We start from the raw sequence: 12,006 nt of genomic DNA, 5'->3' as shown, positions 1-12,006 counted from the left end.
CAGCACGACGGCCCCGTCCCCACCTTCCGGTGGGGGCGGGGCCGTCCGCGTGCGCGGTGCCGGAGCGCGGTCAGGACAGGTGGCCGTAGTCCTTCCAGATCTCCGACCACGGCTTGTTCCGGCCGTCGAGCACCCACACCGGGACGCCGTCGACGAAGCTCTCGCCGGGGCCGCCCGCCGCCTTCGCGGCCTTCTTCACCGACGAGAAGTACGGCTTCAGCTTCGCGACGTCGCTCCCCACGTACAGGACCGGGCCCGAGGAGTCCGACGGCGCGCCGAAGTACCAGTAGCCGCGGTGGCCGCTGTAGGCGGACGGCAGACCGCGGTCGGCACCCAGGTGGTCGACGGCGCCCGCCTCCTCGTAGTACTGCGTGACGACGACGGCCCGCTTGCGCGCGTCGGCGGGCAGCGTCTCGTACGCCTTCTCGACGGCGTCGATCAGGTGCGGCCAGCGCAGCGTCTCGGCGGTCATCGGGTTGTTGTCGGGCTGCTCGGTCTTCGTCACCTGCGACACCGGATACACCGGAAGCGACAGGGCCACGCACACCAGGGCCGTCAGGGCGACCACCGGCCAGGCGGCCACCCACCGCCACCAGCGGGCGCCCTCGCCGCGGCCCAGCGCGACCGCGCCCGCCGCCCACAGCGGCGCGAACGCGCCCACCACGTACGCGGGACGGCCGCCGGTGACCAGGAACACGGCCGTGAGGCCGAGGAACGTCCAGGCCAGGAACCGGTACGGCGCGAGCTCCGGCGAGCGCAGGAGCCGCACCAGGCCGTAGACCAGGACGACGGTGAACACCCCGCCGGACAGGACGATCAGATACGGCAGGAAGCCCGCGCGGCCGCCCAGGATGCCCTCGTCGGCGAGGACCTTGGACATCTCCAGCTGCGGCCAGTCGTGCCGCGCCTGCCAGATCAGACCCGGCAGCGACGTGACGACGGAGACCGCGGCGCCGATCCACAGCTCCCTGCGGCGCAGCAGCTCGCGCGGGCCGACGACGAACACGGCGACCGCGAGGACGAGCCAGTAGCCGACGATCAGATACTTGCCCTGGAGGGCGAGGGCCGTCGCCAGGCCCGTCCACAGCAGCAGCCGGTCCTCGCGGGTGCGCACCCAGCGCACCAGGAGCCAGTTCACCAGCGTCCACAGGAACAGGTCGACCGCCATCGTCGACAGCGCGTGCCCGCTGATCAGGACCGCGGGGGCGAAGCCGTAGGCGGCCGCCGTGAGCAGCTGCGCCCGCCGCGCCCCGCCGAACTCGCGCGCGATGAGCGCCGCGACGAGCACGCCCGCCACGGTGAGGAGCGCGGGCAGCAGCCGCAGCGCGAACAGCGAGCCGCCGGACAGCGCGTCGATCGCCCGGGCGAGCAGCGGAAGGAGCACCGGCTGGTCCGCGTACCCCCAGTCCAGATGCTGCCCGGCCCCCAGGAAGTACAGCTCGTCGCCCTGGAATCCGTACCGCGTGCTGACGAGGAGCAGCGCGAGGCCGGACGCGCCCGCGACCGCCCCCGCCCAGCGGCCGGCGAACTCCGGCAGTCCCGCGGCATTTTGCCGCGTCGCCCCTTCCTTTCCTTCCTTTTCCTCCGGCAGGATCGCGGATGTCTCCTGCCGTTCTTTATCCTGGTCCTCGACCGGTCCCTGACCGGCCTTCGTCCGAACTCCCACCGGGGCCTCCGCGGCTGATGAAGTAGATGGCCTGAAACACGGTCGAAGGTAGTCGCTCGCACGGCCCGTCAGCTTGCCCCTGTGAGCGGCAAGTTGGCTGCTCAGGGGGTGCTAGGGGGAGGATAGGGGTTCTGCGGCGCCCGGGTGCCGCCTAGCTTTTACGCTAGCTCCCCGGCGACTGGACCGGGGCGGGAGAATTGCTCGACCTTTTCGTGCCCGTTGATTCTCAGAACCGGGAAAGGGGGCGGCTTTGATGACACCGAACATCTTCACGGGAGATTCGGCGCGGACCTTCGCTGAATTCGAGCAGGACACCTTGCGGGTCGCGATGGTCCTGCGCGCGGAAGGCGTCAGGCCGGGCGACCGGGTGCTGCTCAAGGCCGGAAACTCGGCGGCCTGGCTGAACGCGTTCTTCGCGCTGATGCACGTCGGCGCCTCCATCGTCCTCGTCGACCAGCAGGAGCACGCCCGCGAGACCGCGCGCATCGTCGAGCGCACGCGCGCCCGCCTGTGCCTGTACGACGACGACGCTCCCATGCCCGCGGAGACGCGCGACGCCGTCTATCTGTACAAGCTCCTCGTGGAGGCCTCGGGCCTGGTCCCGACCGAGCCCGCACTCGACTTCGACGCGTGGTGCGCCCTGCCGGACGGCCTGATCATGTGGTCCTCCGGCTCCACCGGCACCCCCAAGGGCGTGGTCAAGAACGGCGGCCGCTTCCTGGAGAACCTGCGGCGCAACGCCGACCACATGGGCCACGGCCCCGGCGACGTCCTCCTTCCGCTGCTGCCCTTCGCGCACCAGTACGGCCTGTCCATGGTGCTCATCGCCTGGCTCGCCGAGTGCTCCCTCGTCGTCGCGCCGCACCGGCGCCTCGACCGGTCGCTCCTCATGGGCGGCCAGTGCGGGGTGACCGTCATCGACGCCACCCCGGCCACCTACCGCAGCATGCTCAACCTCGCCCGCAGCAAGGCGGACGTGCGCGCCGCCCTCGGCGGCGTCCGCATGTTCTGCAGCGGCGCCGCCCCGCTCGACCCGGCGCTCTCGGACGCGTACGTCGACGCCTTCGACCGGCCGCTGCTCGACAGCTACGGCAGCACCGAACTCGGCAACATCGCGTTCGCCACCATCGACAACCCCGTCGCCTGCGGCCAGGTCATGAAGGGCCTGGAGATGACGGTCCAGGACGACGACGGCAACGTCCTCCCCGCCGGGGAGATGGGCGAGCTCGTCGTCAACACCCCCGACATGATGGCCGGTTACCTCGCTGAGGACGGCCGCCTCGACCCCGTCGAGCAGGGCTGGTACCGCACCGGCGACCTCGGCCACCTCGACGCGGACGGCAACCTGTTCGTGGCGGGCCGCAAACTCGCCGTGCACCGCATGGGGTACACGCTCTACCCGGAGATCATCGAGCGGCGGGCCGCCGTCGCGGGCTGCACCGTCAAGGTGATCGCCCTCCCCGACGACGCGCGCGGCGCCGAGCTGGTCTTCTTCGTCGAGGACCCCACGGGCCAGGACGTCGCCGAGTGGCGCCGCCGCATCAAGGACGCGCTGCCCTCGTACGAACACCCCAACCGGGTCGTCGTCATCGACAGCTTCCCGCTGAACCGCAACGGCAAGCCCGACCGGCGGGCCCTCGAACAGCGGGCGGCGGAGCGGACCACGGCGGAATTCGCCGCTTCCGTCTGAGCCGCCCTCGGCCAGCACCCCGTACAGACCGCACGACCAGCACAGGACAGACAGAGCGGACACGATGACGACCGACCAGGCACGCAGCGCCGTGGTGTTTCCGGGCATGGGGCCCTCGCGCTTCACCGACGTGGGCAAGTTCATGATGATCGACCCCTTCGTGCGGGGGCGCCTCGCCGCCGCCGACGAGGCGCTCGGCCGGTCGGTCCTCGACGGCTTCCGCACCCAGGCGGTGGACTTCGGCGAGTTCGCCCAGGTCGCCTTCTTCATCAACTCGGTGGCCCTCGCGGACCGCGCCATCGAGACCCAGGGCCTCGAGCCGGACCTCTGCGTGGGCTTCAGCTTCGGCCAGAAGGCCGCGACCGCGTACAGCGGCGCCCTGTCCTTCGCCGAGGCGACCCGCCTGACCTACGAACTCGCCCTGTGCGAGCAGCGGTTCTTCGAGCAGGAGCACCGGGACCTGGTGACGCTCACCATCACCCGCGTGGCCGAGGCGGCGCTCACCGAGGTCCTCGGGGAGCTGGCCGAGCGCGGCGAGTTCCACGAGGTCTCCGGCCGCCTCGACGAGGGCATGCACATGGTCACCCTGCGCGAGCAGGTCCTGGAGTCCTTCCAGCGGCGCATCAGCGCCGCCGGCGGCTACTCGCTGTACTCGATGAAACCGCCCGCGCACTGCCGGATCCTCACGGGCCTGCGCGCCCGCGTCGAGGAAGAGGTCCTCGCCAAGTTCGACCTCGCCGACCCCCAGCTGCCGGTGGTCGCCGACCACGACGGCTCCCTGGTCACGAGCGCCGAGCAGATGCGCACCCTCCTCCTCGACACCTTCGACCACCCCGTGCGCTGGCACCCCGTCGTGGACACCCTGCGCGCCCAGGGCGTGGGCACGGTCCACGTCACCGGGCCCGACCGGCTCATCCACCGCCTCGACGTCACCACCCGCCACTTCGACGTGGTGGCCCTCGGGCCGGAGCAGGCCCTCAGGCCCACCCGGACCGCCTCGCGCAAGGAGCAGTGATGACCACGCTCATGGACAGCAAGTCGGCCGGATTCAAGTTCAGCGCCAAGCTCGGCGTGACCCGCGCGATCCTGCGCGCCTTCGGCCTCTTCGGCGACCCCTTCACCCATCTGCTCCAGGGCAAGGAGGACCCCTACCCGCTGTATGCGAAGGTCCGCCAGCGCGGCCCCATCCACCGCAGCCACCTGGGCAGTTGGGTCACCGGAAGCCATGAGCTCGGCAGCAAGATCCTGCGCGACCGCACGCTGTTCCTGAACCGCGAGCAGGGCGGCGTACCCGGGCACGAGATGATGGCCGACATCCCCTGGAACAGCTCCATCCTCGGCCTCGACCCGCCCGACCACACCCGCCTGCGGCGGCTCGCCCAGCCCGCCTTCGGCCCCAAGATGATCAGCAAGTACCGGATCTCCGTGGAGAAGCTCTGCCACGGCCTGCTCGACCAGGCCGCGGGACGCGACTTCGACCTCATCGAGGACTTCGCCGGGCCCCTGCCGCTGCTCGTGATCGGCGAGCTCCTCGGCGTCCCCGAGGAGTACCACGAGCGGTTCGTGCGGGCCGGGCGCAAGGTCGGGCCCGTCATCGACGGCGTCAAGTCCCTGAAGATGGCACGGGACTTCCGCGCCGCCGTCGACGACCTCGACCAGGTCTTCACCGAACTGATCGCGCTGCGCGCCGAGGACCCGGGCGACGACCTCATCAGCCGCCTCACCACGGCCCGGGGCGACGGCAAGCTCAGCACCGAGGAACTCCTCGCCTTCTGCACCGTCCTCGCCGTCACCGGCTTCGAGACCACCACCAACCTCATCGGCAACGCCGTCCTCGCGATGACCGGCGACCGCACGCAGTGGAACCTGCTGCGCGACGACCCCGACCTCGCGCCGCGCGCCGTCGAGGAGACCCTGCGCTACGACTCGCCGGCCCTCCAGGCCCAGCGCGTCCCGCACCAGGACATCGCCCTCGCCGGCCACCACATCCGGGCCGACAGCTCCGTCGTCGTCCTCATCGGCGCCGCCAACCGCGACCCCGAGGTGTACGACGAGCCGGACCGCTTCGACCTCACCCGTGAGGACCCCGCCGAGCACCTGTCGTTCTCCGGCGGCATCCACTACTGCATCGGCGCCCCCCTGGCCCGCATGGAGGGCGAGACGGCGCTGCGCGTCCTGGTGGAGCGCCTGCCCGAGCTGCGCGTCGCCGGTCCGGTGCGGCGCCGCAGCTCGCCCGTGATCAGCGGCTGCACCCGGCTGCCCGTCAGCGGCACGGCCCGGTAGCACCGCGAGCCCCCCAGACGGCCCGCGCCCTCTTCGGGGCGCGGTGCCGTCGCGTTCCACCCCGTATCCGAGGAGACAGATGAGCGAGACACCCGAGTCCGAGGCCTGGCGGCGGGAGGTCGATCGCTCCACCTTCCCGCGGCGCGAGCCCGGCCCCATCGACCTGCGCCGCTACTACGTCCAGCCGTCCTACTCGGGCGTGCCCACCTTCATGGGCGTCCCCCTCGCCCTCACCCAGGAGGACCTGCGGGCGGGGGAGGTGGACGTGGCCGTGGTCGGCTGCCCCGTGGACGTCTCCAGCGGGCACCGCGGCGCCGCCTACGGGCCGCGTGCCATCCGCGCCGACGAGCGCTATCTGTACGCCACGCCGGAGGGCTTCGTGCACTCCGCGACCCGGGTCAACCCCTTCAACATCCTGAAGGTCGTCGACTACGGCGACGCGGCCGTCGACCCCTTCGACATCACCCGGTCCATGGAGCCCATCCGCGGCCTGGTCCGCGAGATCGCCGAGGTCGGGGCCCGGCCCGTCGTCCTCGGTGGCGACCACTCGCTGCTGTGGCCCAGCGTGGGCGCCCTGTCGGAGGTGCACGGGCGCGGCTCCATCGCCGTGATCCACTTCGACGCGCACCCGGACTGCCACGAGGAGCTGTTCGGGCACCGCGCCACCCACACCACGCCGATCCGGCGCCTGATCGACGAGGAGATGGTGCCGGGACCCAACGTCATCCAGGTCGGCATCCGCACCATCTCGGGCCCCGACGACCAGCTGTTCAACTGGATGCGCCGGGCCGGGATGCGCTCGCACTTCATGGCCGAGATCGAGCGGATCGGCTTCGCCGCGGTCATCGACAAGGTCATCGAGGAGGCCCGCGCGGTCGCCGACCACGTCTATCTGTCCCTGGACATCGACGTCCTGGACCCGGCGTTCGCGCCCGGCACCGGCACCCCCGAGCCCGCCGGGCTCACCACCCGCGAGCTGTTCACCGCGCTGCGCCGCATCGCCCACGAGACGAACCTGGTCGGCATGGACGTGGTCGAGGTCGCCCCGCACCTGGACGCGGGCTACTCCACCGCCATGAACGCCCGCAGGGCCGTCTTCGAGGCCCTCACCGGCCTCGCCCTGAACCGCATCAAGATCTCCAGCAAGAACTACGCGAACCCGATCGTGGCCGGGGAAGTGCGCTTCCCGCTCAAGTGAGTTGGGGTGCATGCTGTGCACGTGCGTACGGCACGCTCGTGCGCACGCCGTCGAAGGCGGGCTGAGGCCCGCCTTCGGTCTGTCTGCCGCCCTTTCGACCCGTACCGACGCCACCGACGACCTTGGATGGAAACCGTCATGACGACCGCCGCCGACCTGTGGGTCCGCAGCTACCACCCCGCCCCCGACGCCCGCCGCCGTCTTGTCTGCTTCCCGCACGCGGGCGGCTCCGCCAGCTTCTACTTCCCGGTGTCGGCCGCCCTGAGCCAGGTCGCCGACGTGATCGCCCTGCAGTACCCGGGGCGTCAGGACCGCCACACCGAGAAGGGCATCGAGACCATCGCCGAGATGGCGGACCGCATCGCCGAGGCGCTGCGCGGCCACACCACGCTGCCGCTGACCTTCTTCGGGCACAGCATGGGGGCCGTCCTCGCCTTCGAGGTGGCCCGGCGCCTGGAGAAGGACGGCCAGGCCCCCGTGCACGTCTTCGCCTCCGGCCGCCGCGCGCCCTCCCGGTTCCGGCCCGAGAACGTCCACCAGCGCGACGACGAGGGCATCATCGCCGAGATGCGCAAGCTCAGCGGCACGGACCCGCGGGTGCTCGGCGACGAGGAGGTGCTGCGCATGGTCCTGCCGGCCATCCGCAGCGACTACACCGCCATCGAGACCTACCGCGCCGAGGCCGGCGCGCAGATCGGCAGCCCCATCACGGTCCTGGTCGGCGACGACGACCCGCGCACGACGCTCGACGAGGCGCGCGCGTGGGAGCCGCACACCCTGGGCTCCTTCGACATGAAGGTGTTCTCCGGCGGCCACTTCTATCTCACGGACCACGCGGCGGACGTGATCGCCGTCCTGAAGGCGCACCTCACGTCGTGAAACGCCACTGGGCGGGGCGGTCACCACGCGTGTGCGACGTGGTGACCGCCCCGCCCAGTCGTGCGAGCGGCCCCAAAAGGACCCGGTGGCCAGTTACGGGGGAGAACCGGCCACCGGGAGTCTATGAAATTCAGCTGTGCACGGACTTGCGGGACCGTGAACTCACGCAGAACGCGAGGACGATCAGACCGACAATTCCGATCGCCAGGCTCACCCACGAGGGAGTGTCTTCCGGCAGCAATGCCGTGACACCGAATTTTGTGTCCCAGATGCGCTCAGTCAGGAATGAACCGATTCCCTGAACCGCCAGGACGATGCCGACCCACAGCATGCCGCTCCTCAATTGTTCTGTACGGGTGAGCACTCTCGTGCTTGTCGCTCCGCTTCCCGGTGTTCCCGCCGGGCTGCCAACAAGACTTATTCAATCGCTTCCGGTACCCGGCGGGGCAGAGGGAAACGTTGGTACCACTACCGACGAAAGTTGTGACCGGATGACGCGTTCCCCCTCTCGTGGACCTGGTGTGCGCCGGGTCGGGGATGCACGGCCCCGCTGCCGCGCCCTGGGGGCCGAGGGCTCAAAAGGCGCTAAGAGGGCGTTAAAGCCGCAGGTCAGGAGGGTGGCTGCGGCCTCCGGGCAGCACGCATTAAGCTCTCCACGACCCACACAGCGCGAAGCCGACATGTACGGGGGTGGGCTTGTCGTGCAGCACGTCAGGACGGCCGGAGCACAGCGGACCAAGACGTTCCGTCCAGTGGCGTCCGACCTCATTCTTCTCACCGCTCTGATCGTGGCCAACGTCCTGGTCGCCATCGGCAATGTGGACAACGGCCATCCGCGGTTTGGGCCGTGGGCGGGGTTGGGGTTGCAGGTGGTTGTGGTGGTGGTGTTGGTGGTGCGGCGGGTGTGGCCGTTGTTGGTGTTGGGTGTGGCGACGGTGTCGGCGGTGTTGATGTCGTTGTCGGTGTGGTTGGCGCCGGGGTTGTTGGTGACGTCGGTGGATGGGTCGGGGGTGTGGGTGCCGTTGGCGGCGCCGTTCGCGGCGTATTCGGCGGTGGTGTATTCGTCGCGGCCGCGGGGTGCGTGGGTGTTGACGGGTGTGTTGACGGTGGTGGCGACGCGGTTGTGGGAGTTGTCGTTCGCGGTGGCGGCGTCGGGGGTGTTGTTGACGGCGGTGCCGGCGTTGTTGGGGATGTATGTGGCGGCGCGGCGGGGGTTGATCGCGGCGTTGACGGAGCGGGCGGAGCGGGCGGAGCGGGAGCAGTTTTTGTTGGCGGAGCGGGCGCGGGCGGAGGAGCGGGTGCGTCTTGCGGGGGAGATGCATGATGTGGTGACGCATCGGGTGTCGTTGATGGTGTTGCAGGCGGGGGCGTTGCGGGTGGTGGCGACGGATGAGCGGGTGCGGGCGGAGGCGGAGGGGTTGCGGGCTGCGGGGTGTCAGGCGTTGGAGGAGTTGCGGGATTTGGTGGGGGTGTTGAGGTCGCCGGAGAGTGCGGCGGGTGTGGTGGGTGGGGTGGGGGATTCTGGTGGGGTGTCGGGTGGGGTGGGTGTGGGTGATTTGGGGTTGTCGGTGTTGGTGGAGGAGTCGCGGGCTGTGGGGATGGAGGTGGAGTTGAGTGAGGTGGGGGATCGTTCGGTGTCGTCGCCGGTGGTGGCGCGGACGGCGTATCGGATTGTGCAGGAGGGGTTGACGAATGTGCGGAAGCACGCGCCGGGGTGTGGGGTGTGGGTGGAGGTGCGGTATGAGGCGGATCGGGTGCGGTTGAGGGTGCGGAACACGGCGCCGACGGGTGCGGTGGACCGGGAGTTGGCGTCGAGTGGGTCGGGGAGCGGGTTGAAGGGGTTGCGGCAGCGGGTGGAGCTGGTCGGGGGGACCTTCGAGTTCGGGCCGCGTCCCGACGGCGGCTTCCACATCGAATCCGTACTGCCTCTGGATGCGGCCCATGGATAGACTGGTGGGCATGGGTCATGAAGTCGTAAAGGTGCTGGTCGTCGATGACGAACCCATGGTCTGCGCACATTTGAGAACGATCCTGGGATCTGCCGAGGATATCGACGTCGTCGACGCCGCCCACGACGGAGCCGCCGCGGTGGAGGCCGTGATGCGGCATCGCCCCGATCTCGTCCTCATGGATTTGCGGATGCCGGGCGTGGATGGCCTCACGGCTATCGAATGCATCATGAAACTGGACCAGCCACCGAAGGTCGTGGCACTCACCACATTCGACGCCGATCAGTATGTGATGCGGGCGCTGCGCAGTGGCGCCAGCGGATTTCTGGTGAAGTCGACGCCGCCCGAGGACCTGATCGGCCTCGTCCGGGTGGCCGCCGACGGGCACACGGTGCTCTCGCCCGTGGCGATGCGCCGCATCGTGGCCGCCTCGTCCGACGAGGACGCGGCGCGGGAGCGGGCCAAGGCCCTCGTCGGCAAGCTCACCGAGCGGGAGACGGACGTGCTCACCTGCCTCGGCGAGGGCCTGTCGAACGCCCAGATCGCCACGAAGCTCTTCCTGAGCGAGGCGACCGTCAAGGGCTATGTCTCCCGCATGCTCGTCAAGCTGGAGTGCACCAACAGGACCCAGGCGGGCCTGCTCGCGTACGACGCGGGGCTCGTCAGCCGCTGAGCGCCTCGGGTCGTCGGCCCGCCGCGGGTCCGCCGTGGCCGGCCGCGCCCGCACGGCGTCTGCCGCGTCCGGGTAGGGCCCCGCGCCCCTTGCGGGCGTTCCCCGCTCCCGCCGTACGCGGGAAGCCGCGCCCAACCGGCACCAGGAAGCCCGCGACCCACCGGAACCAAGACCGGAACCAACAAGAAGGCCGGAGCCCGAGGGCTCCGGCCTTCTTGTTGGTTCCGCCTGGCCCGGCCCCCGGCCGACCGCTGCTCAGCGGCTCGCCCCGGCCGCCGCTGCCGGGGCGAGCCGTGCGGGTCCCGTCAGCCCTGGCCGACCGTGCGCGGGCGGCGGGGGCGGATCCAGCTGCGGGTCGTGGGGACGTAGATCGGAAGCTCGGATTCGATGTGGAAGCCGCCGTCGGGACGCGGCCCGAACTCGAAGGTCCCCCCGACCAGCTCCACCCGCTGCCGCAACCCCTTCAACCCGCTCCCCGACCCACTCGACGCCAACTCCCGGTCCACCGCACCCGTCGGCGCCGTGTTCCGCACCCTCAACCGCACCCGATCCGCCTCATACCGCACCTCCACCCACACCCCACACCCCGGCGCGTGCTTCCGCACATTCGTCAACCCCTCCTGCACAATCCGATACGCCGTCCGCGCCACCACCGGCGACGACACCGAACGATCCCCCACCTCACTCAACTCCACCTCCATCCCCACAGCCCGCGACTCCTCCACCAACACCGACAACCCCAAATCACCCACACCCACCCCACCCGACACCCCACCAGAATCCCCCACCCCACCCACCACACCCGCCGCACTCTCCGGCGACCTCAACACCCCCACCAAATCCCGCAACTCCTCCAACGCCTGACACCCCGCAGCCCGCAACCCCTCCGCCTCCGCCCGCACCCGCTCATCCGTCGCCACCACCCGCAACGCCCCCGCCTGCAACACCATCAACGACACCCGATGCGTCACCACATCATGCATCTCCCCCGCAAGACGCACCCGCTCCTCCGCCCGCGCCCGCTCCGCCAACAAAAACTGCTCCCGCTCCGCCCGCTCCGCCCGCTCCGTCAACGCCGCGATCAACCCCCGCCGCGCCGCCACATACATCCCCAACAACGCCGGCACCGCCGTCAACAACACCCCCGACGCCGCCACCGCGAACGACAACTCCCACAACCGCGTCGCCACCACCGTCAACACACCCGTCAACACCCACGCACCCCGCGGCCGCGACGAATACACCACCGCCGAATACGCCGCGAACGGCGCCGCCAACGGCACCCACACCCCCGACCCATCCACCGACGTCACCAACAACCCCGGCGCCAACCACACCGACAACGACATCAACACCGCCGACACCGTCGCCACACCCAACACCAACAACGGCCACACCCGCCGCACCACCAACACCACCACCACAACCACCTGCAACCCCAACCCCGCCCACGGCCCAAACCGCGGATGATCCTCCCGGGGAAAGCCGCTCCCAAAAGCGACGAAGACGTTGAGTGCGATGAGTGCGGCGACGAGGATGGTGTCCTGAACGGCGCTGCGGCCCAACCATCGAATCGGCCCTATCACGCGGTCACCCTAACGGCGCCCCCGCGCCGCACACGCACATGTGGTCCATAGGACACATGGGAGCGTACGAAAGTGGGTAGCG

General features: G+C 70.3%; 10 protein-coding genes. 7 read left to right on the top strand and 3 right to left on the bottom strand.

The genetic code is table 11. From position 1 onward, the window contains the following. Positions 1 to 70: 70 nt before the first annotated feature. Positions 71 to 1,666, bottom strand: a complete 1,596-nt coding sequence (locus AC5WAM_RS07285) for an ArnT family glycosyltransferase (RefSeq protein ID WP_495522030.1) — start codon at positions 1,664 to 1,666, stop codon at positions 71 to 73. Positions 1,667 to 1,919: 253 nt separating this feature from the next. Here AC5WAM_RS07285 and AC5WAM_RS07280 point away from each other — a divergent pair, with 253 nt between their 5' ends. From AC5WAM_RS07280 to AC5WAM_RS07260, 5 genes are all read left to right on the top strand, one after another. Next, complete coding sequence (locus AC5WAM_RS07280) at positions 1,920 to 3,356, top strand: class I adenylate-forming enzyme family protein (RefSeq protein WP_366790556.1); 1,437 nt, start codon at positions 1,920 to 1,922, stop codon at positions 3,354 to 3,356. A gap of 64 nt (positions 3,357 to 3,420) precedes the next feature. Then, complete coding sequence (locus tag AC5WAM_RS07275; protein ID WP_495522029.1) at positions 3,421 to 4,371, top strand: ACP S-malonyltransferase; 951 nt, start codon at positions 3,421 to 3,423, stop codon at positions 4,369 to 4,371. Further along, positions 4,371 to 5,639, top strand: a complete 1,269-nt coding sequence (locus AC5WAM_RS07270; RefSeq protein ID WP_366790554.1) for a cytochrome P450 — start codon at positions 4,371 to 4,373, stop codon at positions 5,637 to 5,639. The genes AC5WAM_RS07275 and AC5WAM_RS07270 overlap by 1 nt, the downstream gene beginning before the upstream one ends. 79 nt (positions 5,640 to 5,718) lie before the next feature. After that, positions 5,719 to 6,837, top strand: a complete 1,119-nt coding sequence (gene speB / locus AC5WAM_RS07265; protein ID WP_138963081.1) for an agmatinase — start codon at positions 5,719 to 5,721, stop codon at positions 6,835 to 6,837. A 138-nt stretch (positions 6,838 to 6,975) separates the two neighbouring features. Then, positions 6,976 to 7,716 carry a thioesterase II family protein gene (locus tag AC5WAM_RS07260; RefSeq protein WP_138963083.1) on the top strand — a complete coding sequence of 247 codons (741 nt, stop codon included), beginning with the start codon at positions 6,976 to 6,978 and terminating at the stop codon, positions 7,714 to 7,716. 130 nt (positions 7,717 to 7,846) lie between these two features. On the opposite strand, the gene AC5WAM_RS07255 is transcribed toward AC5WAM_RS07260, so the two are convergent. Continuing rightward, a complete protein-coding gene (locus AC5WAM_RS07255; RefSeq protein WP_171075917.1) occupies positions 7,847 to 8,047 on the bottom strand; it encodes a hypothetical protein in 201 nt (66 codons plus the stop codon). Positions 8,048 to 8,468: 421 nt separating this feature from the next. Between AC5WAM_RS07255 and AC5WAM_RS07250 the strand changes: the two genes are divergently transcribed. Together AC5WAM_RS07250 and AC5WAM_RS07245 are read left to right on the top strand one after the other, a co-directional pair. Beyond that, a complete protein-coding gene (locus tag AC5WAM_RS07250; RefSeq protein ID WP_495522028.1) occupies positions 8,469 to 9,665 on the top strand; it encodes a sensor histidine kinase in 1,197 nt (398 codons plus the stop codon). Positions 9,666 to 9,675: 10 nt separating this feature from the next. Continuing rightward, entirely contained in the window at positions 9,676 to 10,338 is a 663-nt protein-coding gene (locus AC5WAM_RS07245) for a response regulator transcription factor (RefSeq protein ID WP_030689541.1), read from the top strand. A 305-nt stretch (positions 10,339 to 10,643) separates the two neighbouring features. Here the strand turns inward: AC5WAM_RS07245 and AC5WAM_RS07240 are convergent, their stop codons facing one another. Then, entirely contained in the window at positions 10,644 to 11,924 is a 1,281-nt protein-coding gene (locus AC5WAM_RS07240; RefSeq protein WP_495522027.1) for a sensor histidine kinase, read from the bottom strand. Between the last annotated feature and the right edge of the window lie 82 nt (positions 11,925 to 12,006).

This window comes from Streptomyces sp. JLYT201, from assembly GCF_059448825.1.
This window is presented reverse-complemented; position numbering and strand designations above follow the sequence as displayed.